Below are 22,300 nucleotides of genomic sequence, written 5' to 3' on the forward strand. Positions count from 1 at the left end.
CGGCTCACGGCCGTGAGCACGGTCGTGGCGGTCGACGTCGGAGGCAGCGGGCTGCGGCTCGTCGTGCGCCGCGACGGCGTCGACGGGGAGCGGCGGCAGGCCGCCGGGGCGCGGGTCGGGGCCGGTGGCCTCGACGTCGCCGCGCTGGCCGCCGACGCCCGGGTGCTCCTCGACGCCGAGGGGGTCGACGCACCGGACGCGGTCTGCTGGTCGACGCGCGGGCTGCTCTTCCTCGCCGACCCCGCCGAGGTGCTGCGCGCGGTCGCGGCCGCCCTGCGCGCCCGGCGGACGGCCGTCGTCAGCGACGCGGTCGCGAACCTCGTCGGCGCCCTCGGCGAGGTCGTGCCCGGTGCGGTCGTCGCGGCCGGGACCGGGGCCGTGGCCTTCGGCTCGGACTTCTCGGCGCACTGGACGCGGGTCGACGGCTGGGGACACGTCCTCGGCGACCGTGGGTCGGCCGCCTGGGTCGGGATGGAGGGCCTGCGCGCCGCGCTGCGGTCGCGGGACGGCGTGGGTGGTGGCTCGCCCGGGCTGCTCGCCGCCGCGGAGGGCCTGCTCGGGCCGTGCGAGGGCTGGCCGCGCCGGGTGATGACCGCCGGCGACGCGCCGGAGGCCCTGGCCTCGGTGGCGCCGCTCGTGACCGCGGCCGCCGAGACGGGTGACGTCGTCGCCGCCGGCGTCTGCGTCGCCGCCGGGCACGCGCTCGGGGAGTCGCTCCTCGCCGCCGCCGCGGGTCTCGCGCGGCCGCGGCTCGTCGCGACCGGCGGGCTGCTGTCGGCGCCTGCGGTGCGGCGCGAGGTCGAGGCCGTCGTGGCCGCCGCCGGTGGGCGGGTGGAGCGGTCGGCCGGGGGCGCGCTCGACGGCGCGCTCGTCCTCGCCGCGCGGCTCGACGCGGACGGCGGGCTGCCGCGGCATCCGCGCTACGTGCACCTCGCCGGCGCCTGACAGACTCTCGCGCCATGGAGATCCCGCAGCACTGGGTCCGGGTCGAGGGCTTCAGCCCCCACCTCGGGCGGTCCGGCGCGCCCCTGACGGTGTGGGGCTGGTCGACCGAGTCCGACGCGGACGCCGAGCGCGTCGGACGGGAGCGGCTCGCCGAGCTCCTCGAGCGGGTCGCGCGCGAGGGGCGCCTGCCCGAGACGCGCGGCTACTACCCCCGCACACCGCTGCGCGAGCCCGTCCTCGAGGAGGTCCGCGCCGACGACGGCCGGCTCATCGGGGTCGTCACGCGCAACCGGATGGGCTGCGAGGTCCTCTGCACCGACCTGCTCCTCATCGCCGACGTCGACTGCCCCGAGCTCGCCGACGAGCGCCCCGCCGCCCGGCGCCGCGCGACGCAGTCGACGCCGGGGGACCGGGGCCGCGGGGTCGGCGGTTTCCTGCGACGCCTCGTGCTCGGGCGCCCGGACCCGACGCCGATGGAGCCCTCGGGCGAGGACGCGGCCGGGCTCGACGGCCCCGAGCCGGTCGCCGGCCCGGCCGGGAGCGCGTCGTCGTCCTCCGGGGCGTCGGGGTACGAGGCCTACCCCGACCCGCCCGGCGAGGAGGGCCGCGTCGTCACCGCCACCGGCCCCGGCGGGCCGTCGGTGGCCGACTGCCTGGCCGCCGAGAACGCGTGGGAGTTCGGGCGCCGCCACCCCGAGCTCGGGGTGCGCGTGTACCGGACCGCGGCCGGGCTGCGCGTCGTCGTCACCGGCGCCGGGCTCGCGCCGCAGTCGCCGCAGGCCCGGGCGCTGCTCACCGAGCTCGAGTCGGACCCGTTGTACGTCGAGCTCTGCGCGACGCACGCCAGCTACCGGGCCCGCCTGACGCCCAAGCCGTTCCGCATCGGCCAGGCCGCCCTGACCGTGCCCTGGCCGTGCCGCGACGACGCCGAGGAGCGCCGGTACCTGCGCTGGGTCGACACCTACGACGCCGCGGTCGGCGAGTACGCGGTCTGCCGGCTCGTCAGCGCGTCGGGGCCGGTGCCGGGGCCGGACGAGCAGCGCCTCGTCGAGCTGCACGACGAGCGCACCGGGGTCGCGGAGCGCCTGCCCCTCGCCTGACCACCGCCGGGTCGAGGTGAAAAGGGACCCTCTCGCGGTCCAATTTCACCTCGACCCGGGGGATGCCCGGCGGGTCGAGGTGTCCGGCCGCGCGCTCGCATCGGTGGGACACCTCGACCGGATGCTGCCGCGCGTGGGTCGAGGTGAAAAGAGACCCTCTCGCGGTCGGGTTTCACCTCGACCCGGGGATGCGCCGGCGGGTGGAGGTGAAAACCCGACCCTCTCGCGGTCGGGTTTCACCTCGACCGGATGGGGGGACGACGCGAGAACCCCCCCGGTCGCACGCTCCCGGGGGGGTTCTCAGTCGGCGGAGGATGGGGGATTTGAACCCCCGAGGGTTTTATCCCAACACGATTTCCAATCGTGCGCACTAGGCCACTATGCGAATCCTCCGCCGAGGAGGCTACCCGAGGGCGGGGGTGCACCAGAAATCGGGGCTGCGCACACCCGCAGGAGTGGTCGACAGCCGTGGGCGGCGCTGCCATCATCCGGGCATGGACGAGGGGGCGAAGGTCGCGACGCGGTCACCACGGGGCGCCTGGACGCCGCCCGACGACGGGTCACCGCGCCCGCCCCGCCGCAGCGACCGGGTCTTCGGGGTCGTCATGGTGCTGTTCTGGGTGGCGTGGCTCGTCCTCACGGGGATGACGCAGGCGCGCCTCGTGACCCCCGAGCAGCTGCGGGACGACCTCGCGGCGGGTCGGGTGACGGAGTGGCGGCTCGTCGGCCTGCCGTCCGCTGCCCGCGACGGCTGGGCCGGCGACCCGCAGGTCACCCTCCCCGCGATGCGACGCGACGGCACCCCCGACCCGCAGCAGCCCGCCCTCGGCGGCCGCCCGAGCGTCGAGTACCACGTCGACTCGCTGCTCGGCCCGCGCCGGATCCTCGACCCCGGGACGGTCGGTGACGGCGGGGACGCCGCCACGGCGTCGCTCCGGGCGGCCGGGGTGCCGGTGGCGGCCCACGCCTTCCCGTTCGAGACGTCCGGGCCCAGCCGCGAGTCGGTGGTCTTCGCCGCACTGCCCCTGCTGCTCATGATGCTGGTCGCGGTCGGCGTCGGGCCCCGACCCACGCGCGGCAGCCGGTGGTTCTGGTTCTGGCAGCTCTGGGTGCCGATGGGTCTCGGCGTCCTCGCGTACGCCGCCCTCGAGCAGGTGCGGCCCGCTCCCGCGCTCGCTGCGGGACAGCGCCCTCGCCGCGGCGGATGGATGGGGCTGGCGGTGGCGATCGCCGGTGGCCTGCTCGTGACCGGGCTCCTCACGGCGCTGGCCGACGCCACCCACTGGCTCTGGGTCGTCCGGCCGTGACCGCGCAGGTCACCCCCGGGGCGCCGGAGCTGGCCCGGCGCGCGCTGCTCCCGAGGCGTCCGTCGCCGCAGGCGCTGCGCCTCGCCGCCGGACTGCTGGTCCTCGTCGCCACGACGGCTCGGACGGCGGCCCGACCACCCTGGCCTACCGCACGACCGACCTCGTCGGCCCGCTGCGGCTCGTCGACGTCCGGGCGACGTCGGGCGCCGAGGACCTGCTCGCCGAGGTGCGCTCCCGGACCGGTGGGGTGTCCTCCCGGGTGGGCGACCCGGGCCTGGTGGAGGGCGTCCTCCCGCTGCTCGTCGTGCTCGGGGTGCTCGGCCTCGTCGTCGCCGGTCCGCCGCCGCGCTGGGGGACCCGGTGGTTCTGGTTCTGGATGTGCGGGGCGGCCGCGCCCCTCGCGGTCTGGGCCTTCGCCGTCACCCAGCTCGTGACGAGACGGCGCCACCACCCCGAGGGCCTGCGGCGGCTCGGGGGCTGGGCCGGGCTCGGCCTCGGGCTGCTGCTCTCGGTGGTCACCGCGCTGGCCGTCGCGGGACTGCGCCGGGTGGTCGGGGACGAGCTGGTGCCCTAGGGCTCAGGCGCCGGCGCGGCCGCCGGGCGGGCCGACGACGAGGAGCGCGGCCGTCGCGACGAGGACGAGGGCGCCGGCGAGCACGGCGGCGAGGACCGGCCGCGACAGCGCCCGCGCGAGCCCGCGCTCGAGCACGTGCGCCGGGCGCTCACCACCGGGGGCGAGCCGCCACGACGTCGCGAGGCGGCCGCTGCGCTCCACGCGCCGCTCGACCCAGAGGGTCGCGAACGGGGGCAGCGCCGCGACGAGCGCGGCGGCGGTCATCCGGCGCGTCCACCGCTGGTCGAGGGCGACGACGACCGTGACGAGCACGTACGCGAGGAACACGACGCCGTGGACGAGGCCGAAGACGGCGACGCCGAGCTCGGTCGTGCGCGTGACGTACTTGAGCACCATGCCGAGCAGCAACAGGGCCCAGGTGACGGCCTCGGTGCGAGCGAGCGCGGGGTACAGGGTCGCGGGGGTCATGACGTCCTCGGGTCGTGGCGGGGGCCCCACCATCCTCCGTGACGATGCTGGGAGCGCCGCCACCGGGGCCGCACCGTGACGCGCCGCAGGGCGGGTCGAGAGGTCGACCCGCCCTGCGCCGGAGTGCCGGCTCAGCTCCGCCAGGAGCCGCGCCAGTGCTTCTTCCCGTCGTAGATCTGCACGATCGTGCCGGGCGCCGGCGGGTCCTCGTTGCCGAGGGTCGCGGCCCACAGCGTGCCGTTGCGCCCGCTCTCGACGGCGACGACACCCGGCAGGTCGAGGTAGCCCCCGACCTTCCCGTGACGGACCACCGCGATGCGCCCGGCGAAGAGCTCGGCGACGTAGATCTCGCCGTGCCGGCCGAGCGCGAGGTTGGTCGCGCCGAGGAAGCCGCGCGCGACACGGCGCACCTCGCCGCTGCGGGGGTCGACGCGGTAGACCGCGCCCCGCGCACCGAGCACCGGCGACTCCGGGCCGCCCGGCAGGGTCGTCACGTAGAGCATCCCGTCGTGGCCGACCTCGACGTCGGTCGGCACCGACTCGAACCGGTACGTCACGCCGATGACGCAGTCGGGCAGGCCGAGCGCGGCGGTCATCTCGGCCGTCATGGTCGTCGGCTGCGCCGGGAGCACCGCGAGCGTGCGGATGCGGCCGCTGTTGGTCACCGTGAACAGGGCGTTGGCCCCGGCGTCGGCGACCACCCATCCGCTGCGGGTGGCGGCGACCGAGTAGGCGTGCGAGTCGACGCCCCCGGTGTACGACACCGGGAACTGCGCCGCGGTGAGGGCGTCGGTGACGCACTGGCTCGGGTTCCGCACCCCGTAGTGGATGCGCGAGTCGGGGTTGTTCGCCACCTCGAAGGCGTGCGTGTCGGCGTAGGTCGTCCGGCCGCGGCCGTCGCGGATGGTCAGCCCGCTCTCGGAGTTCTCGAAGGTCGTGAAGTCCGTCACCGTCGTCGTCCACGCGATGCGCTTGCCGTCCCGCGAGCGGGCGATGCCGGAGGCTCCGGGCTGGTCGGTCGCGATGGGCTTGATCGACCCGTCGCGCTGGAGACGCCCGACGAGGCCGGGCCCGCCGTCCGCGACGAGCACGGAGCCCGCGGAGCTGTCGATGTTGAACGGGGCGGCGAGCTGGTCCGAGCGCGGGACCGGGTGGGGCGTGGGACGCCCCCCGTGGGCCGAGGCGGTGGCCGGTGGGACGAGGAGGAACGCGCTCGCGGCCGCGACCGCGGCGAGCATCCTGGTGGGTCTGGTCATGCGTGGTCTCCCTGCGGTGCGCGGCCCCCTGGTCGCGCGGTCTGCGGTGTCTGGCGACGGCGCAGGCGGGTGGTCCCCCTCGGCCGCCGCGGTGGTGACCCCCTCTCGAGCGGGTCACGGTGAGGCGCCGGCGGTCATGCTTCCGGCCGGCGGCGCCGCCGGTCAATGGCCCGATCGAGCCATGCCGGGCAGACGCCGGACCCGGCCCGAGCGTCGGCTCGGACCGGGTCCGTGGGGGCGTGCGGAGGGGCCGGGGTCAGTCGCGGGCCCCGTCGAGCACCCGGTCGTGCCGCAGCGAGGTCGCCTTGGTCTCCTTGGCGAGGAGTACGGAGACGACGGTGATCGCCGCCGCCACGGCGAGGTAGACCGCGACCGCGCCCGTGTTCTTCTCGTCGGTCGAGCCGAGGAGCTGCAGGGCGATGATCGGCGCCAGGGCACCGGCGAGGATGGACGCGAGCTGGTAGCCGACCGAGGCGCCGGTGTAGCGCACCGAGGTGCCGAACAGCTCGGAGAAGAACGCGGCCTGCGGCGAGTACATCAGCGCGTGGAAGAACAGCCCGACGAGCGTCGCGAGCATGATCTGCGGGCCGCTCAGGCTGTCGATCATCCCGAAGTAGACGAAGCCCCAGACGCCGACGCCGACGGCACCGACGAGGTAGAGGGGCCGGCGGCCGACCTTGTCCGAGAGGGCCCCGATGAGCGGGATGAGGACCGACTGCATCGCCGCGCCGGCGAGCAGCGCGCCGAGGACGACGCCCTTCTGCGCGCCGAGGTAGGTCGTGACGTAGGTGATGACGACGATCGTGAAGATGTAGTAGCTGATGTTCTCGGCCATCCGCATGCCCATCGCGAGGAGGACCTCGCGGGGGTAGCGGCGCAGCACCTCGAGGATCGGCAGGTGGGACTTCTCCGAGGACTCGATCTCGGCCTTGGCCTCGGCGAACACGGGCGACTCCTCGAGGCTCACGCGGACCCACAGGCCGATGAGGACCATGACGGCCGAGAGGAGGAACGGGATGCGCCAGCCCCAGGCGTTGAAGGCGGCGTCGGACTGGAAGACCGAGAGCAGCCAGAGGACACCGGTCGCGAGGAGGTTGCCGAAGGGCACGCCGGCCTGCGGCCAGCTCGACCAGAAGCCGCGGTGCTCGTCCTTGCCGTGCTCGGCCACCATGAGGACCGCGCCGCCCCACTCGCCGCCGACCGCGAAGCCCTGGACCAGCCGGCAGAGGAGCAGCAGCAGCGGCGCCGCGATGCCGATCGTCGCGTAGGTCGGCAGGAGGCCGATGGCGACGGTCGCGCCGCCCATCATGAGCAGCGAGATGACGAGCATCTTCTTGCGCCCGACCCGGTCGCCGTAGTGGCCGAAGACGACACCGCCGAGCGGGCGGGCGACGAAGCCGAGGGCGTAGGTGCCGAAGGCGAGCAGGGTGCCGGTCAGCGGGTCGCTGTCGGGGAAGAACAGGCTGCCGAAGACGAGGGCCGCGGCGGAGCCGTAGAGGAAGAAGTCGTACCACTCGACGGCGGTGCCGACGACGCTGGCGAAGACGATCTTGACGATGTTGCTGCGGGTCGGCGTCGGGGACGCGGAGCCGGCGGGACTGACGACGGTGTCGGACATGAGCCGCAACCGTAGGGATGTCCGGGGCCGCTGGGGGCGTGCGTGACGGACACATCTCGACGAGGAGGGTGGTGCGGGGCGCCACCCCTGAGCACGGACGGTCGGGGCGCGGGGTGGTGTCCGGCCCCCGAGCGGCGCCCTGCCGGGACCGGTGGGGCGGGTGGGACCGGGGCCGGGATTACCACCGGACGCGGCTCACCCCGTACGATCGTGCCCGGCACCCCGCGTGGTGGTACCCCACTGAACTCCCCCAGGGCAGGAATGCAGCAAGGGCAGGTGGGCTCTTCCAGGTACGCGGGGTGTCCTCGTGTCCGGGGACGCCCCGCCCGGGGTCAGCGCGTGGCGGGCTCGGCCTGCGCCGCGTGCTCGTCGGGGCCGCAGACCCCGCCGCAGCCCCCCGCCCCGCACCCGCAGCCCGCGGCCTCGGGCTGCGCGGTCTCGGCCTCGGCGGCGCCGCCGCTGCCGCACGCGCCGCCACAGCACCCACCTCCGCAGCCGCCGCCCGCGGCCGGCATCTCGGGCTCGGTTCCCTGGAGGTCCCAGACCTGGCGGATCGCCTGGAGGAGGACCTCGACGGGCTGGGCGCCGGTGACGCCGTACTTCTGGTCGAGGACGAACGTCGGCACGGAGGTGATGCCGATCTGGCCGGCGAGCGCCTCGTCGGTGCGGACGTCGATGCCGAAGTCGTCGGACGCGAGGAGGTCGCGGACGTCCTGCTCGGGCAGGCCGCCCTCGACACCGAGCCGGACGAGGGTCTCGTGGTCGCCGATCGCGGCGCCCTCGGAGTACCAGGCGCGCAGGACGCGGTCGGTCACCGGCTGCTCGAGGTCGCGCGAGCGCGCGAGGTGCAGCAGGCGGTGGGCGTCGTAGGAGTTGCCGCCGACGAGGCGCTCCCACGCGAAGTCGAGGCCGACCTCGGCCGCGTCGCGGGCCATCTGCTCGTGCTGCGCGACCATCTGCTCGCGCGGCGTGCCGTACTTCTCGGCAATGCGGTCGACCTGCGGGGTGGCGTCGACGGCCGCCGCGTTGCGGTCGAGCTGGAAGCTGTGCCACACGACCCCCACCTCGTCGGCGTGCTCGAACTGCTCGAGGGCGAGCTCGAGGTGGCGCCGTCCCAGGTGGCAGAACGGGCAGAGGATGTCGGACCAGACGTCGATGCGCACCCCCCGAGGGTAGGTCACGCTCCTGACGGCCGGGGTTCAGTCCCGGTGGGCGGAGGACGCTCGGCCCAGGACGCCGTGCGCGCGCAGCCACACGACGACCACCGCGAGCGCGGCCGACGCCGCGGCGAGCGGCACCCCGGCGGTCGCCGCGAGGAGGGTCTGGACGACGACGACCCCGGCGCCCGCGGAGACGAGCAGCGGCACGGCGAGCCACGCGAGGAGGACCTGCGGGCCGACGTCCGGGAGGAAGGCGAACGAGGGCGGCATCACCCGGAAGGCGGCGAGCCACTGCGACCCGAGCACGACGGCCCCGACCGAGGCCGTGACGAGCGCGGCCGTCGCGGCGGCCACCCCGCCCGCGAGCAGCCCGGCGGTGACCGTGGCGGCCGGCATCGCCACGAGGAGGACGAGGGCGGCCGGAGCGGCGGTGTGCGCCACCGCCTCCCGCGTCACCGAGCCGCCGAGCAGGCGCGGCGCGCCCAGGGTGTCGCCGAGGAGGCGCAGGCCCTCGGCGACCGGCCCGGCCCCGAGGTGGAGCAGCAGCGCGCAGAGGGCCGCGGGGACGATGTTGCCCGGGCGCCCCGCGACGACGGCGCCGAGCGCGACGCCGGCCGCGAGGAGCAGGACGGCGCTGCCGACGACGAGGAACGGCTGGCGCCGCAGACCGAGCAGGTCGCGGGCGAGCACCGTCCGCACCGGCCCGCGCGAGCGCAGCCGCCACGTCCGCCCGCGGCGGACGGGGGAGGCGGCCTCGAGGCGGACGGCCCGGGGGTCGCCGGCGAGGACCCCGCCGCCGAGGCGGGCGGAACGCGCACTGTGCGCCCGCAACCCGTCGAGTCCGAGGGCCCGCAGCGCCGCCCCGGGGCGCGTCGCCGTGCGCAGGGCGGCGCCGGTGCGCATCCCGGCGTGGTCGTCGGCCGCGAGCTGGCCGGCCAGCCACGCGAGGAGCACCGTCGTCGACCCGAGCAGCCCGACTGCGAGGCCGGTGACCGCCGCGGCGGGCCCGGCCGCCCCACCGCCCCAGACCGCCAGCCCGAGCACGGACGCGACGAGCGTGCCGCCGACGAGCAGCCCCGTGGCCGGAAGCCGCCAGGCCTCGCGCAGGACGAGCCGGCGGTCGGCGGGGCCGGTGGCGACGTGGTCGAGCCAGGGGAGGTCCGGGGTGACCGGACCGCGTCGGCGTCCGGTGGCGTGGGCCAGGAGCGCGAGGACGGCGACGAGGCCCACGACGCCGCCGAGGACGAGGGCGCCGACCCCGGACGTCGGGCCGAGCGAGACACCGCGGGCCGGCAGGTCCGCGACCTCGACGACGCCCCGCAGCACGGTGAAGCCGTAGATGCCGGTCAGCAGCGCGACGACGTAGAGCGTGTAGAGCAGCGAGCGCCACGACCCCGAGCCCTCCTCGCCGTGGAGGACGTGCTGGACGTCCGCGAGGCGCTCGCGGTCGGTCCCGACGGGCTCGTCGTGCGCCGCGTCGGTCACCGGTGCTCCGGGTCGATGTCGACGACGCCGTCGGCCACCGCCTCCGTGACGGCCGGGTCGTGGCAGGCCAGGAGGATGGTCGTGCCGGCGTCGCGGCGGGCACGCAGGAGGCCGGCGAGGAGCATCCGCCGGTCGGTGTCGAGGCGCTGCTCCGGCTCGTCGAGGACGAGGAGGCGGGCCGGGCGGAAGAGCGTCAGCGCGAGATGGAACAGCTGGGTCTGGCCCGACGACAGCTCGTGGGGGAACCGGTCGGGCAGGTGCCCGATGCCGACCTCGTCGAGCGCCGCGAGGACCCGTTCGTGGCAGGTCGCGGGGTCGCGGCCCCACGAGGCGTCGACGAGGGTCAGGTGGTCGACGAGGGTGAGGTCGCGCCAGCCGGCCGGGGTGCCGAGCAGCGCGGCGACCGCCTCGCGGGTGGCGGAGCGGCGCTCGTCGGCCGGCTCCCCGTCGAGGGTGACGGTGCCGGTCGAGGGCGAGGTGAGCCCGGCGACGAGCCGCAGCGCGGTCGTCTTGCCGGCGCCGTTGGGGCCGCGCAGGACGACGCACGAGCCGGCGTCGACGGCGAAGGACGTGGGGTGCAGGAGGACGGCGCCGTCGATGTCCTTCGAGGCGCCGCGGACCTCCACGCGGGTTCCGGTCACGGGGCTCACCCTCTCACCCGCGGGCCGTCCACACGCCTCGGGACGGGCGTTCCCGGTGTCCGCGCCGACGGCTAGGGTCGTCCGGGTGAGCACCGCCCTCTACCGCCGCTACCGGCCCGAGACGTTCGTCGACGTCATCGGGCAGGAGCACGTGACCGAGCCCCTCATGCAGGCGCTGCGGACGGGGCGGGTCGGGCACGCGTACCTCTTCTCCGGCCCGCGCGGCTGCGGCAAGACGACGAGCGCGCGCATCCTCGCCCGTTGCCTCAACTGCGAGCAGGGGCCGACCCCGGAGCCGTGCGGGACGTGCGACTCCTGCGTGGCGCTCGCACGCGGCGGGCCCGGCACCGTCGACGTCATCGAGATCGACGCCGCGAGCCACGGTGGTGTCGACGACGCCCGCGACCTGCGCGAGCGGGCCTCGTACGGACCGGCGCAGAGCCGCTTCAAGATCTACATCATCGACGAGGCGCACATGGTGACGCCGCAGGGCTTCAACGCCCTGCTGAAGATCGTCGAGGAACCGCCGGAGCACGTGAAGTTCGTCTTCGCGACGACCGAGCCCGAGAAGGTCATCGGCACGATCCGCTCCCGCACCCACCACTACCCGTTCCGGCTCGTGCCGCCGGCCCGGCTGCAGTCGTACATGGAGGAGCTCTGCGCGCGCGAGGGTGTCGCCGTCGCGCCCGGCGTCCTCTCGTTCGTCGTCCGCGCGGGCGGCGGCTCGGTCCGCGACTCGCTCTCGGTCCTCGACCAGCTGATGGCGGGCTCCGGCGAGGCCGGGCTGACCTACGAGTCGGCCGCGGCGCTGCTCGGGTTCACCGACGGCGAGCTGCTCGACGCCACCGTCGAGGCCTTCGCGGCCGGTGACGCGGCGGCGGTCTTCCGGTCCATCGACCGCGTCGTCGAGACCGGCCTGGACCCCCGCCGATTCGTCGAGGACCTCCTCGAGCGGCTGCGCGACCTCATCGTCGTCGAGGCGATGCGCGAGGGCGCCGCCCAGGTGCTGCGGCACGTCCCCGAGGACCAGCTCGAGCGGATGCGCCGGCAGGCCGCCGCCTTCGGGGCGGGGTCGCTCTCGCGGGTCGCCGACGTCGCCAACGCCGGCCTCACCGAGATGACCGGGGCGACGGCGCCGCGCCTGCAGCTCGAGCTGCTCGCGGCCCGCATCCTCCTGCCCGGCGCCGCGGGGGAGTCGGGCTACGCGGCGCGCATCGACCGCCTCGAGCGCCGCCTCGAGGTCGGGGGCGTCCCGACGGCCGCGGCCGCGCCCGCTGCCCCCACCCCGGTCGCGCAGGCCCCTGCGCCCGCCCCGGCCCCGGCTCCGGCCGGCCAGGCTCCGGCCGGCCAGGCACCGGCCGCCCCGTCGCCGGCCCCCGCCGCGGCGTCGTCCGTCCCGGCGGAGCCGGAGCGGGCGCCCGAGCGCCCGACCCCGACCCCGACCCCGCCGCCGGCCGCCGAGCGTGAGGCCCCCACGCCCCCACCGGCCCAGCAGCAGCCACCGGCCCCGTCAGCGCAGCCGCCCGCGGACCGGCCGGCACCGGCGCAGCAGGCACCGGCGCCGCCGCCGCAGGCGCCCGCTCCGACGCCGCAGCAGGCCCCCGCGGCACAGGTGGCGGACCGGCGTGGCCCCGGTGGCCTCGACACCGACGCCATCCGTCGCTCGTGGCCCGACGTGCTCGACTGGCTGAGCCGGCACAAGCGCGTCACGTGGACCTTCGTCTCGCAGAACGCCCAGGTCGTCGAGTACGACGGCGTGCGGGTCATGCTCGCGATCTCCACGAGCGGCCTCGCCGAGACCTTCCGCCGCGGAGCGCACGCCGAGTACGTGCGCCAGGCGCTCATCGACGTCCTCGGCGTCGACGCCAAGGTCGAGGGCCGTCCCGGCGACGTCCAGGTGGCCCCCGTCCCCGAGCCCGTCGACGTCCCCCCGCCGCCGGACCCGGGCCCCGAGCCGGCGCCCGCCTCGCAGCAGGACGGCCCGCCGCCCGCGCCGGCGCGCGACCGTGGCCCGTCCCCGGCCGAGATGGGGGTCCCGTCGGGTCCCGGTCCCCGGTCCGAGGCGCCGAGCTGGTCCGACGCCCCGCCGCCGCCGGAGTCCGCGCCCTCGTGGGCCAGCCCGCTCGAGCAGGCCAGGGCCACGGTGGCGGCCGAGTCCGAGCAGGAGGTCGTCGCGCAGCAGCACGTCGTCGACGACACCGCCATCAGCGACGACGACGAGTCGATCGACGACCTCTCCGACGTCGGCGTGCCCGTCGTCGAGCGCATCCTCGGCGGCACCGTCATCCAGGAGCACGACCGGTGAGCCGGGTCGCCTACCGGGCCGGCCACCTCGTCGTCGCACCGACGGCCAAGCTGGTGTGGCGCCCGACGGTCACCGGCACCCACCACGTGCCGCGCACCGGCGGCGTCGTCCTCGCGTCGAACCACCTGTCGTTCATCGACTCCTTCGCGATCCCGATCGTCGCCCCGCGGCCGGTCAGCTTCCTCGCGAAGTCCGACTACTTCACGGGGCCCGGCCTCGGTGGCGCCGTGCGACGCGGCTTCTTCGAGGCCATCGAAGCGATCCCCGTCGACCGGCACTCCTCGCGCGCGGCGCAGGAGTCGCTCGACGCCGCGCTCGAGGTCCTGCGCGCCGGGCGGGCCTTCGGGATCTATCCCGAGGGCACGCGCTCGCGCGACGGCCGGCTCTACAAGGGCCGCACCGGGGTCGCCTGGCTGGCGCTCACCGCCGGCGTGCCGGTCGTCCCGGTCGGGCTCGTCGGCACCGACGAGGTCCAGCCGGTCGGCAGCAGCTTCCCCCGGCGGGCCGAGGTGCGGGTCTCGTTCGGCCCGCCCATCGACCCCGCGCCGTACGCGGACCTTCCGGCCGGCAAGGCGCGCCGCCTGATGACCGACGCGGTGATGGACGCCATCGCCGGCCTCACGGGCCAGGTGCGCGCCGACACCCACAACGAGCTGCCGCCCGAGAGCACCGGCGCCGCCGTCGGCATCTGAGGGTCCCCCGCCCCCGCCGGACGGGTCCGGCGCATACTGGCGGGAGGTATCCGTCGACGAGAGGAGCCGGCCCGTGCCGAGCACCCAGCAGTTCCGCGCCACCGGTCTGACCTGCGGCCACTGCGCCCACGCCGTCACCGAGGAGCTCACCGCCCTCGACGGCGTCGACGACGTGGCGGTCGAGGTCGTGAGCGGGGGCGAGTCGGTCGTCACCGTCACCGGCCGCGAGCTGACCGACGCCGAGGTCGCCGCCGCGCTCGACGAGGCCGGCGACTACGCGCTCGTCACGGCCTGACCCCCGCCGCGCCGCGTCGCACCCCGAGCGCCCCGAGCCGCCCTCCGGGCCGCTGAGGCCGTAGGCTCGTCGACGTGTACGAAGGCGCGGTCCAGGACCTCATCGACGAGCTCGGCAGGCTGCCGGGTGTCGGCCCCAAGAGCGCCCAGCGCATCGCCTTCCACCTCCTGCAGGCCGACCCCGCCGACGTCGAGCGGCTCGCGCACGCGCTGTCCGAGGTCAAGGCCCGGGTGCGCTTCTGCGCGGTCTGCTTCAACGTCGCCGAGGGTGAGCGCTGCCGGATCTGCGCCGACCCGCGGCGCGACGACAGCTCGATCTGCGTCGTCGAGGAGCCCAAGGACGTCGTCGCCATCGAGCGCACGCGCGAGTTCCGCGGCCGCTACCACGTGCTCGGCGGCGCGATCAGCCCGATCGACGGCATCGGCCCGGAGGACCTGCGCGTCCGCGAGCTCCTCGCGCGGCTCGGCGACGGGGTCGTGACCGAGGTCATCATCGCCACCGACCCCAACCTCGAGGGCGAGGCGACGGCCAGCTACCTCTCGCGGATGCTCCGCGACATCGGTGTCCAGCGCGTCACCCGGCTCGCGTCCGGCCTGCCGGTCGGTGGTGACCTCGAGTACGCCGACGAGGTGACGCTCGGCCGGGCGTTCGAGGGACGGAGGCTGCTCGATGTCTGAGGCACCCGGTGTGCTCGGTGGCGACTGGGGTCGGCTCGCCGACGAGACCGCGCTCGACGCCCGCACCTACCTGCTGACCATCCGCGAGGTCGCGGCCGGTGAGGTCCCCGACGCCTCGCTGCCGATGCTCCTGCTCGCGCTCTCGCAGGTGCTGCTGGCCGGGGCACGGCTCGGCGCCGTCGAGGACGTCGTGCCGGAGGAGCGTTTCGAGCCCGACGCCGGCCCCGACCCGGAGCTCGACCCGCTGCGCGAGAGCCTGCGCAACATCTTCGAGGGGCTCGACGAGTACGCCGACGTCGTCGACCCGCTGACGACGCCCGAGCTCGGCGTCGGCACCGTGAGCAACGACCTCGTCGACGTCGCCGCCGCCCTGGCCCACGGGCTCGAGCACCACGATGCCGGCCGTCCCCTCGAGGCCCTCTGGTGGTGGCAGTTCAGCTACCTGTCGCACTGGGGCGAGCGCGCTGCGGCATCCCTGCGGGTCGTCCAGGGGCTGCTCGCGCACGTCCGCCTCGACGCCGACGCGGACGCCGTCGCCGAGGCCGAGTTCGACGCGCTGCACCCCTGAGGGCGCAGGCGTCGGGGCGCGCGCCCGACCGGTGCGGTCAGGTGCGCGCGTCGGTCGCGGGCTCGGCCTGGTCCACGACGGTGCGGGCCTCGGTCGCGGCCAGCGTGAGGTCGACCTCGAGGACGGCTGCCGCCCGGGCCCGGGTCCCGGCGTCCGCGATCCCCCGGACGCGGAGCATCGCCTGACGGACGGTCTCCTTCGTCGCGAGGAGCTGCTGCGCGAGCTCCGACGGCAGGTCCGGCGCGTGGTACGGCGGGGGCTCCGCGCCGTCGGTGGAGGTCGACCGGGTCCCGCGCAGGTCGAACGCCGACATGGCGGCCGCGGACTCGGCCGCGCCGGCGTCCGGCGGGACGACGACGAGCACGACGCGGCGGTAGTCGTCCAGGCTGAGGTCGACGCTGTCCGGGAACCGCCCGCTGGTAAACCAGCCCAGCTTGATGAGGTGGGAGGCGGCGTGCACCTTCCTCGGCTGGTCGGTCCACGTCCCGAGGGTGTAGGCGAACCGGGCGATGCCGGCGCCGGTGGCGTCCCGGACGGCGCGGTCGAGCGGAGGGAGCTCGTCCTCGAGGCTGAGCGACCGCGGCCACCACGCCCCCTCGATGGTCAGCTGGCCCGGGGAGAGGCGCAGCGACAGGCGGACCGAGTCGGTCTCGGTGGCGGGCGGGGACATGAGGGATCCGTTCGGCGGCGATCACCGCTGGTGGGTCGTCCACAGAGCACGTGGGCCACGAGTTGGCCCGCACGGGTCGATCCCTGTTACCCCCCACCGTACCGCGGGTGGCGGGCCCGGAGGACCCGCGCGGTCAGTCGCTCTCGTCCTCGGGCAGCTCGCCGGAGTCGACGGCCTCCTTGATGACGTCGCCGGCGTCCCAGTCGTTGACGTGCATCGCCGCGACGACGTCGCCGTCGCGCAGCCAGAAGGCGCGGAACTCGCGGTCCTCGAGGCTGCCGTGCACGACGACCTCGTCGTCCTCGCTCGCGCTGCCGACGTACTCCATCCCGAGGTCGTACTGGTCGGTGAAGAAGTACGGCATCTCCTCGTACTCCTCGTCGCCGCCCGCGAGGTTGTGCGCGGCGACCTTGGCCTGCTTGATCGCGGTGTCCCAGTGCTCGACCCGGATGCGGCGGCCGAGGCGGGGGTGGGCGTGGTTGGCGATGTCGCCGACGGCGAGCACCGACGGCACCGACGTGCGCAGCCGGGAGTCGACGAGCACGCCGTTGTCGACGTCGACGCCGCCCGAGTGGGCGAGGTCGACGCGCGGCTTGACGCCGATGCCGGCGACGACGAGGTCGGCGCCCTCGAGGTGCTCGGCGGTCACCTCGGTGCCGAGGCGCAACTGCACGCCGTGCTCGCGGTGCAGGTCGGCGAACACCTGGGCGACCGTCGGGCCCAGGACGTGGACGAGGGGAAGGTCCTCGGTCTCGTAGAGGGTGACCTCGGCGCCGGCCTGGCGGGCGGCGGCCGCGGCCTCGAGCCCGATCCACCCGCCGCCGACGACGACGACCTTGCGGCCCTTCGCGAAGGCCTCGCGCAGCCGGTCGGAGTCGTCCTTGGTGCGCAGGTAGGCCACGGGGACGCCCGCGTCCTCGGCGACGTCGAGCACGCGGGGCTCGGCGCCGGTCGCGAGGAGCAGCCGCTCGTAGGTGACGTCACCGGCGGACGTCGTCACGACGTGGGCGTCGGTGTCGAGGCCGGTGGCCGTCACCCCGAGCCGCAGGTCGACGTCGTGCTCGGCGTACCACTCGCGGGGGTGGACGAGGGCCTTCTCGAAGGGGTCCTCGCCGAGGAGGTAGCTCTTCGAGAGCGGCGGGCGCTCGTACGGCGGGTGCTCCTCGCTGCCCAGCAGCACGATCGGGCCTTTGTGGCCCTGCTCCCTCAGCTCGGTGGCGGCGGTCGCTCCGGCGAGCCCTGCTCCGACGATGACGATCGACATGGCTCGACGCTAGCGCCGCACCCCGGCCGACGTGGGCCTTCGCGTCACCGGGATGCTCCGCGCGTCCGGACCCCGGCGCCGACGGGCACCTCCCCCCGTGCAGCAATCGACGAATGTGTCACTTCCTGTACGCCCGCAGGTGATGGGGCGTGCAGCAATCGACGAATGTGTCACTTTCCGTACGCAGCCGAGGGTGGGGGTGTGCAGCAATCGACGAATGTGTCACTTTCCGTACGCAGCCGAGGGTCGGGGTGTGCAGCAATCGACGAATGTGTCACTTTCCGTACGCAGCCGAGGGTCGGGGCGTGCAGCAATCGACACTTTCGTCGGTTCGTGCACGGCGGCGGGCATCCGGATCGTGGGCGTGCGGTCCGGTCCGTGGACACCTCGTTAGAGTGGTCCCGACCCTGCAGCGCCACGACCCGGGAGTACCACCGTGCCCATCGTCGTCCAGAAGTACGGCGGCTCCTCGCTCGCCGACGCCGAGAGCATCAAGCGCGTCGCCCAGCGCATCTCGGAGACGAAGAAGGCGGGCAACGACGTCGTCGTCGCCGTCTCGGCGATGGGGGACACGACCGACGAGCTCCTCGACCTCGCCCAGGACGTCAGCCCGCTGCCGCCCCCGCGCGAGCTCGACATGCTCATGACCGCCGGCGAGCGCATCTCGATGGCGCTCGTCGCGATGGCCATCACCGACCTCGGCCACAGCGCGCGCAGCTTCACCGGCAGCCAGGCCGGCGTCATCACCGACAGCGTGCACGGCAAGGCGAAGATCATCGACGTCACGCCGGGCCGCATCACCGAGGCCCTCGGCAAGGGGCACGTCGTCATCGTCGCCGGGTTCCAGGGTGTCAGCCAGGACACCAAGGAGATCACCACGCTCGGGCGCGGGGGCACCGACACGACGGCCGTCGCGCTCGCCGCGGCCCTGTCGGCCGACGTCTGCGAGATCTACACCGACGTCGACGGCGTCTTCACCGCCGACCCGCGCATCGTCCCGGCCGCGCGCAAGCTCGACCGCATCACGAACGAGGAGATGCTCGAGCTGGCGGCGAGCGGCTCGAAGGTCCTCCACCTGCGCAGCGTCGAGTACGCGCGCCGCTTCGACATCCCGATCCACGTCCGGTCCTCGTTCTCCCAGAAGACCGGCACCGTCGTCTCCGACCAGCCCGCCCCCGAAGGAGTCCCCGTGGAAGCCCCGATCATCGCCGGCGTCGCCCACGACCGCAGCGAGGCCAAGGTCACCGTCGTCGGCGTCCCCGACCGCACGGGCATGGCCGCCAAGATCTTCGAGGCGGTGGCCGCCGCCGAGATCAACATCGACATGATCGTCCAGAACGTCTCCGCGGTGGAGACGGGCCTGACCGACATCTCCTTCACGCTGCCGAAGACCGACGGCAAGACCGCGGTCCAGGCCCTCCAGCGCATCCAGCCGGAGGTGGGGTTCACGCAGGTCCAGTACGACGACCAGATCGGCAAGCTGAGCCTCGTCGGCGCGGGGATGCGCTCCAACCCGGGGGTCAGCGCGACGTTCTTCAACGCGCTCGCGGTCGCCGGCGTCAACATCGAGATGATCTCGACCTCGGAGATCCGCATCTCGGTCGTCACCCGCGACGAGCTCCTCGACGACGCCGTCCGCGCCGTCCACACCGCGTTCGGGCTGGACTCCAGCGAGGGCGAAGCCGTCGTCTACGGGGGCACCGGCCGCTGACGTGACCGCCACGACCACGCACCGCACCGACCGGCGCCCCACGCTCGGGGTCGTCGGCGGCACGGGGGCCGTGGGGCGGGTCGTCCTCCAGGTCCTGCCGATGCACCGGCACGTCTGGGGCGAGCTGCGGGTCGCGGCCGGCGCCGAGGACGTCGGGACGGCGCTGCGGGTCGGCGACGAGGAGCTGACCGTCGAGGCGGTCGCGCCGGAGTTCTTCGACGGCCTCGACGTCGCCATCTTCGACATCCCGCCGTCGATCGCCCGCGAGTGGGTCGAGCTCGCGGCCTCGAAGGGCGTCGTCTGCATCGACAACAGCACGGTCTTCCGCACCGAGCCCGACGTGCCGCTCGTCGTCCCCGAGGTCAACCCGCGCCGGGTCGCGGACCGGCCGCGCGGGATCATCGCCAACCCCGGCGCCACAGTGATGACGATGATCGACGTCCTCGCGGTGCTGCACAGCGGCTGGGAGCTGACCGAGCTCGTCGTCACGACCTTCCAGGCCGCCTCCGGGCTCGGGCGCGCGGGGATGGCCCGGCTGCGCGACGAGCTCGAGGTCGTCGTCGCCGACCGCGAGCTCGGCACCCGACCCGGCGACGTCCGTCGGCTCGTCGAGCACGAGCTCGGTGAGGACTCGCCGTTCCCGGCGCCGTTGGCGCTCAACGTCGTTCCCTTCGTCGGGCACCACCTCGGGGCGGGCTGGACGTCCGAGGAGGTCAAGGTCCGCGACGAGACCCGCAAGATCCTCGACCTCCCGGGCCTGCCGGTCTCGGCCACCTGTGTGCGCGTCCCGGTCGTGTCGTCGCACTCGGTCTCGCTGCACGCCTCGTTCGGCCGCAAGGTCGACGTCGAGGCCGCTCGCCAGGCGCTCGTCGAGGCACCGGCCGTCGTCGTCCTCGACGACCCGGACGAGCCGGAGTTCCCGACGCCCAACGACGTGGTCGGCGCCGACCCGCGCTTCGTCGGCCGCATCCGCCAGGACCCCGGGGCGCCGACGACCCTCGACCTGTTCATCTGCGGCGACAACCTGCGCAAGGGCGCCGCGCTCAACATGGTGCAGACGGCCGAGCTGGTCGCCGCCGCGCTCTGACCCCGGCGTGGCCACGACCGCGTCCCGCGCCGCTGCGCCGACGACCGTCCGCGACGGGCTCGTCGTCGTGCTCGCGGTCGCCAGCGGCGCCACGGACGCCGTCGGCTTCCTCGCCCTCGGCAGCGCGTTCACGAGCGTCATGACCGGCAACATGGTGCTCTTCGGGATGGGTCTGGCCCGCGGCGACGGCGCGGCCCTCGCGCTGACCGCCGTCGCCATCGCGTCGTTCGTCGCCGGCGCCGCGCTCGGGGCGCGGGTCGCCGGCACCCCGCGGCCGGACGACCCGGTGTGGCCGGGGCGCGTCCGCGTCGCCCTCGCGGTCGAGCTCGCCCTGTTCGCGGTGTTCGCGCTCGCCTGGTGGGCGCTCGGCTCGGCCCCGCCGGAGGGCGCCTTCCTCCCGCTGCTCGCGCTCAACGCCGTCGCGCTCGGCCTCCAGAGCAGCGCGATCCAGCGCTTCGGGGTGGCAGGGCTCTCGACGACCTACCTCACCGGGACGCTGACGAGCGTCGTCGGCCGGCTCGTCTCCGGGCACGGGCTGCGGGCGGTCGGTCACTCGCTGACGATCCTCGCCGGGCTCGTCGGCGGAGCGGCGCTCGGGGCCGCGCTCGTGCGGTGGGCGCCGGTCGCGGTGCCGCTGGCGCAGCTCGTCCCGGTCGGCCTCGTGCTGCTCGGCAGCCGCCGGGTCCGCGGCTGACCTCTCCGCCCACGCAGGAGCGCCCGCGGCGCCGCGAAGGTCCAGGGAGGCGTGAGAGGTGCTGCGTGACCGGCCGGCGACCCGCAGTACTCGTGACTCAAACGGGCGGTCGGCGCTCGCCATTGGTGAACGCGCGAAACGGGGCAAGGCCCAGATCGTCGTCTCCGACGTCTTTCGGAACCGTGGGGTCGCGGCATAGCATTCCGCCAAGGTGTGAGGGGGTCTCGGATGGCCGTGCAGGGGTGGTTTCGTAAAGGGTGGATCGGCGTTCTGCTAATTTCCGTTGCGCTGGGTGCCTTGGCTGCAGGGATCTTCGCGGATCCCGTCGCGGATTTTGCGGGGGATCCAGCCGGGAATCTTCGGCGATTGCGCGACGCGCTTGAGGATTTGAAATACCTTGCAGGCGCGCGCAGCAACATCGATTTCAGGGCCGCTGCCATCCTGGGTGGGCTCTTTTTCTTATGGCTCTATGTTTATTGGTGGGTTCGCCGCAGTGGGCGCGCGTTCGAGCGGGGTGAGATAATTGTTGCCCCGCAGTCAATAACTGGTCACGAACTCCAACTAACTTATGATGCGGCGATTGGCGAACTCTCTCCAAAGCTTCTACGAAAGCGCGTTATCGACGACCTGTGGGCTCAGCTCAGTGGGGAGCGCCACTTCGAGCGTGTCCAAGAAGAAGTCCTCATCATGGGGTGGGCGTTCCGGCGCAAGGTGAATGTCACGCTAAAGCCGAGCGGTTTGAAGGGCGATGTCCTTACTGTCATCAACCAGCCAAGTAAGCAGACGGCATTTCGGGACTTCCATCTTCATGGTAAGGAGTTGTCCCTAATCCCATTTGAGGCAGCGAGTGCGCTGACGGTGCGAGCCATTCTTCAGCGATGGCGAATGCTTTCCGGGGCTGATGCTCCCGCCGAGCTGCGAAGTCTCTTCGAGGAACTCGTCAATGCGAATATTTCCAGCGAGGAACAGGTGCACGATCGCGTTCGAGTGGCAATAGCTTGCCACTGTGATTCCCCACTTCCAGATAGCATGGAAGCGTTCGCTGAAAGCGCGGCGGCGATTGTAATGAGAAGGCCTCAGATGGCTAGGAGTGAGGGTGTTGCTCCACGAGCGTTTACCTATGAGTTGACTCAACCGGTGAGGTTCTCAAAGAAGGGTGACCCAACAATCCCCCTATCAGGGTGGCTCAAGTTTAAACGACGATTCAGGAATCGATTGAATATGACGCCGAAGATCGTCAGCCTGCCAGTGAGGCTTTCATTATTCAGCGTACGTTATCAACTTGATGTCGTGGCACCCCAGGGTATGTATGTCCGTGAGGTGGGGTTCTGGAACTATGGCACGGCGCCCAGGTGGTTCCAGACTATGGTGCGGGGCCCGGTCTATCCCTTTTTTTCTGGGACCGAGCTCGCAGCAGATCTCGGCCGGGCGAGAGCAAACATCTCTCGTGCTTATCAGGCCGACTTTAATCTTATGTCTGACCCCCGGCTTGCAATTCGTTTTCCTGAGGTTCCCCCCGGGAGTCTGGTCCCGGCGGTAGGGCTGGCTTTCATCGTTTGGCCCCTCGTGTGGATTGCTGGGGTGTTCTACCCGGAGGGAGCGGATGGAGACGTTTTGGCACTCCTAGTTGTACCCGGCCATCAGGTTGGTGACAGGCGGCTGGTCGGTGGGAGTCCGCCGAGGGCGGTGTGGCGTCGCTGAGTGTTGTACAGCTCGAGCCAGGGGGCAAGGGCGTCGGCGCGGGCTTGGTTGCTGGTGAAGACCTGCCGGTAGGCCCATTCGG

The 22,300-nt window shown here is 73.9% G+C and carries 22 protein-coding genes, 1 tRNA gene and 1 other RNA gene; 14 read left to right on the plus strand and 10 right to left on the minus strand.

What is annotated here, in order from left to right:
* Nucleotides 1-12: 12 nt before the first annotated feature.
* Together KMZ30_RS14420 and KMZ30_RS14425 are read left to right on the plus strand one after the other, a co-directional pair.
* A complete protein-coding gene (locus tag KMZ30_RS14420) occupies nucleotides 13-945 on the plus strand; it encodes a BadF/BadG/BcrA/BcrD ATPase family protein (protein WP_215512960.1) in 933 nt (310 codons plus the stop codon).
* 14 nt (nucleotides 946-959) lie between these two features.
* Nucleotides 960-2,045, plus strand: a complete 1,086-nt coding sequence (locus KMZ30_RS14425; RefSeq protein ID WP_215512959.1) for a hypothetical protein — start codon at nucleotides 960-962, stop codon at nucleotides 2,043-2,045.
* 308 nt (nucleotides 2,046-2,353) lie between these two features.
* Here KMZ30_RS14425 and KMZ30_RS14430 read toward each other — a convergent pair.
* Nucleotides 2,354-2,438: transfer RNA gene (locus KMZ30_RS14430), tRNA-Ser, on the minus strand.
* A gap of 101 nt (nucleotides 2,439-2,539) precedes the next feature.
* Between KMZ30_RS14430 and KMZ30_RS14435 the strand changes: the two genes are divergently transcribed.
* Nucleotides 2,540-3,352 (plus strand): hypothetical protein, encoded by an 813-nt coding sequence (locus KMZ30_RS14435; protein ID WP_215512958.1) that lies wholly within the window; start codon nucleotides 2,540-2,542, stop codon nucleotides 3,350-3,352.
* A 247-nt stretch (nucleotides 3,353-3,599) separates the two neighbouring features.
* On the plus strand, nucleotides 3,600-3,926 hold the full coding sequence (locus KMZ30_RS14440; RefSeq protein WP_215520053.1) for a hypothetical protein: 327 nt from the start codon (nucleotides 3,600-3,602) through the stop codon (nucleotides 3,924-3,926).
* Nucleotides 3,927-3,929: 3 nt separating this feature from the next.
* On the opposite strand, the gene KMZ30_RS14445 is transcribed toward KMZ30_RS14440, so the two are convergent.
* From KMZ30_RS14445 to KMZ30_RS14455, 3 genes are all read right to left on the minus strand, one after another.
* Nucleotides 3,930-4,394, minus strand: coding sequence for a DUF3817 domain-containing protein (locus tag KMZ30_RS14445; RefSeq protein ID WP_215512956.1), 465 nt, complete (start codon nucleotides 4,392-4,394; stop codon nucleotides 3,930-3,932).
* A 131-nt stretch (nucleotides 4,395-4,525) separates the two neighbouring features.
* Nucleotides 4,526-5,650, minus strand: a complete 1,125-nt coding sequence (locus tag KMZ30_RS14450; protein ID WP_215512955.1) for a ScyD/ScyE family protein — start codon at nucleotides 5,648-5,650, stop codon at nucleotides 4,526-4,528.
* Nucleotides 5,651-5,906: 256 nt separating this feature from the next.
* Nucleotides 5,907-7,268: an MFS transporter gene (locus tag KMZ30_RS14455; protein WP_215512954.1), complete on the minus strand. Its 1,362-nt coding sequence runs from the start codon at nucleotides 7,266-7,268 to the stop codon at nucleotides 5,907-5,909.
* 213 nt (nucleotides 7,269-7,481) lie between these two features.
* Here KMZ30_RS14455 and ffs point away from each other — a divergent pair.
* Nucleotides 7,482-7,578: signal recognition particle sRNA small type (ffs, locus tag KMZ30_RS14460), an RNA gene on the plus strand.
* A 22-nt stretch (nucleotides 7,579-7,600) separates the two neighbouring features.
* Here the strand turns inward: ffs and KMZ30_RS14465 are convergent.
* From KMZ30_RS14465 to KMZ30_RS14475, 3 genes are read right to left on the minus strand one after another with little or no spacing between them, the layout of a single operon-like run.
* Nucleotides 7,601-8,431 carry a DsbA family oxidoreductase gene (locus tag KMZ30_RS14465; RefSeq protein ID WP_215512953.1) on the minus strand — a complete coding sequence of 277 codons (831 nt, stop codon included), beginning with the start codon at nucleotides 8,429-8,431 and terminating at the stop codon, nucleotides 7,601-7,603.
* A gap of 36 nt (nucleotides 8,432-8,467) precedes the next feature.
* Nucleotides 8,468-9,913: a hypothetical protein gene (locus KMZ30_RS14470; protein ID WP_215512952.1), complete on the minus strand. Its 1,446-nt coding sequence runs from the start codon at nucleotides 9,911-9,913 to the stop codon at nucleotides 8,468-8,470.
* Nucleotides 9,910-10,554 (minus strand): ABC transporter ATP-binding protein, encoded by a 645-nt coding sequence (locus KMZ30_RS14475; protein ID WP_308279742.1) that lies wholly within the window; start codon nucleotides 10,552-10,554, stop codon nucleotides 9,910-9,912. The genes KMZ30_RS14470 and KMZ30_RS14475 overlap by 4 nt, the downstream gene beginning before the upstream one ends.
* A gap of 85 nt (nucleotides 10,555-10,639) precedes the next feature.
* On the opposite strand from KMZ30_RS14475, the gene KMZ30_RS14480 reads away from it, so the two are divergent.
* The 5 genes from KMZ30_RS14480 to KMZ30_RS14500 all read left to right on the plus strand — a co-directional run bounded on the left by KMZ30_RS14480 (nucleotide 10,640) and on the right by KMZ30_RS14500 (nucleotide 15,091).
* Nucleotides 10,640-12,859, plus strand: a complete 2,220-nt coding sequence (locus KMZ30_RS14480; protein WP_215512951.1) for a DNA polymerase III subunit gamma and tau — start codon at nucleotides 10,640-10,642, stop codon at nucleotides 12,857-12,859.
* The gene (locus tag KMZ30_RS14485; protein ID WP_215512950.1) at nucleotides 12,856-13,551 is read left to right on the plus strand and encodes a lysophospholipid acyltransferase family protein; all 696 of its coding nucleotides are present in this window, start codon (nucleotides 12,856-12,858) and stop codon (nucleotides 13,549-13,551) included. The genes KMZ30_RS14480 and KMZ30_RS14485 overlap by 4 nt, the downstream gene beginning before the upstream one ends.
* 73 nt (nucleotides 13,552-13,624) lie before the next feature.
* Nucleotides 13,625-13,846, plus strand: a complete 222-nt coding sequence (locus tag KMZ30_RS14490; protein WP_215512949.1) for a heavy-metal-associated domain-containing protein — start codon at nucleotides 13,625-13,627, stop codon at nucleotides 13,844-13,846.
* 74 nt (nucleotides 13,847-13,920) lie between these two features.
* Complete coding sequence (recR, locus tag KMZ30_RS14495; RefSeq protein ID WP_030526487.1) at nucleotides 13,921-14,523, plus strand: recombination mediator RecR; 603 nt, start codon at nucleotides 13,921-13,923, stop codon at nucleotides 14,521-14,523.
* The gene (locus tag KMZ30_RS14500) at nucleotides 14,516-15,091 is read left to right on the plus strand and encodes a DUF5063 domain-containing protein (RefSeq protein ID WP_215512948.1); all 576 of its coding nucleotides are present in this window, start codon (nucleotides 14,516-14,518) and stop codon (nucleotides 15,089-15,091) included. The genes recR and KMZ30_RS14500 overlap by 8 nt, the downstream gene beginning before the upstream one ends.
* Before the next feature lie 37 nt (nucleotides 15,092-15,128).
* Here KMZ30_RS14500 and KMZ30_RS14505 read toward each other — a convergent pair whose 3' ends face one another.
* Nucleotides 15,129-15,761: a DUF5994 family protein gene (locus KMZ30_RS14505; protein WP_215512947.1), complete on the minus strand. Its 633-nt coding sequence runs from the start codon at nucleotides 15,759-15,761 to the stop codon at nucleotides 15,129-15,131.
* A gap of 133 nt (nucleotides 15,762-15,894) precedes the next feature.
* Entirely contained in the window at nucleotides 15,895-17,025 is a 1,131-nt protein-coding gene (locus tag KMZ30_RS14510; protein ID WP_215512946.1) for an NAD(P)/FAD-dependent oxidoreductase, read from the minus strand.
* A gap of 436 nt (nucleotides 17,026-17,461) precedes the next feature.
* Between KMZ30_RS14510 and KMZ30_RS14515 the strand changes: the two genes are divergently transcribed.
* The 4 genes from KMZ30_RS14515 (at nucleotide 17,462) to KMZ30_RS14530 (ending at nucleotide 22,218) form a co-directional block, all read left to right on the plus strand.
* The gene (locus tag KMZ30_RS14515) at nucleotides 17,462-18,736 is read left to right on the plus strand and encodes an aspartate kinase (protein WP_215512945.1); all 1,275 of its coding nucleotides are present in this window, start codon (nucleotides 17,462-17,464) and stop codon (nucleotides 18,734-18,736) included.
* A 1-nt stretch (nucleotide 18,737) separates the two neighbouring features.
* Entirely contained in the window at nucleotides 18,738-19,823 is a 1,086-nt protein-coding gene (locus tag KMZ30_RS14520; RefSeq protein WP_215512944.1) for an aspartate-semialdehyde dehydrogenase, read from the plus strand.
* Between the two features lie 7 nt (nucleotides 19,824-19,830).
* Nucleotides 19,831-20,517 (plus strand): YoaK family protein, encoded by a 687-nt coding sequence (locus KMZ30_RS14525; protein WP_215512943.1) that lies wholly within the window; start codon nucleotides 19,831-19,833, stop codon nucleotides 20,515-20,517.
* A 228-nt stretch (nucleotides 20,518-20,745) separates the two neighbouring features.
* Nucleotides 20,746-22,218 carry a hypothetical protein gene (locus KMZ30_RS14530; protein ID WP_215520054.1) on the plus strand — a complete coding sequence of 491 codons (1,473 nt, stop codon included), beginning with the start codon at nucleotides 20,746-20,748 and terminating at the stop codon, nucleotides 22,216-22,218.
* Here the strand turns inward: KMZ30_RS14530 and KMZ30_RS14535 are convergent.
* Nucleotides 22,158-22,300: integrase core domain-containing protein (locus KMZ30_RS14535; protein WP_215512587.1), on the minus strand; the 143-nt coding region annotated here is incomplete at its 5' end. The genes KMZ30_RS14530 and KMZ30_RS14535 overlap by 61 nt on opposite strands.

The sequence above is a fragment of the Phycicoccus mangrovi genome, from assembly GCF_018729305.1.
GTDB lineage: Bacteria > Actinomycetota > Actinomycetes > Actinomycetales > Dermatophilaceae > Phycicoccus > Phycicoccus jejuensis.

Bases quoted from the DNA above. Each gene is read 5' to 3' on its own strand.
- KMZ30_RS14435 (WP_215512958.1), top strand. From the start codon at position 2,540: ATGGACGAGGGGGCGAAGGTCGCGACGCGGTCACCACGGGGCGCCTGG.
- KMZ30_RS14455 (WP_215512954.1), bottom strand. From the start codon at position 7,268: ATGTCCGACACCGTCGTCAGTCCCGCCGGCTCCGCGTCCCCGACGCCG.
- KMZ30_RS14445 (WP_215512956.1), bottom strand. From the start codon at position 4,394: ATGACCCCCGCGACCCTGTACCCCGCGCTCGCTCGCACCGAGGCCGTC.
- KMZ30_RS14425 (WP_215512959.1), top strand. From the start codon at position 960: ATGGAGATCCCGCAGCACTGGGTCCGGGTCGAGGGCTTCAGCCCCCAC.
- KMZ30_RS14505 (WP_215512947.1), bottom strand. From the start codon at position 15,761: ATGTCCCCGCCCGCCACCGAGACCGACTCGGTCCGCCTGTCGCTGCGC.
- KMZ30_RS14500 (WP_215512948.1), top strand. From the start codon at position 14,516: ATGTCTGAGGCACCCGGTGTGCTCGGTGGCGACTGGGGTCGGCTCGCC.
- KMZ30_RS14510 (WP_215512946.1), bottom strand. From the start codon at position 17,025: ATGTCGATCGTCATCGTCGGAGCAGGGCTCGCCGGAGCGACCGCCGCC.
- KMZ30_RS14450 (WP_215512955.1), bottom strand. From the start codon at position 5,650: ATGACCAGACCCACCAGGATGCTCGCCGCGGTCGCGGCCGCGAGCGCG.
- KMZ30_RS14530 (WP_215520054.1), top strand. From the start codon at position 20,746: ATGGCCGTGCAGGGGTGGTTTCGTAAAGGGTGGATCGGCGTTCTGCTA.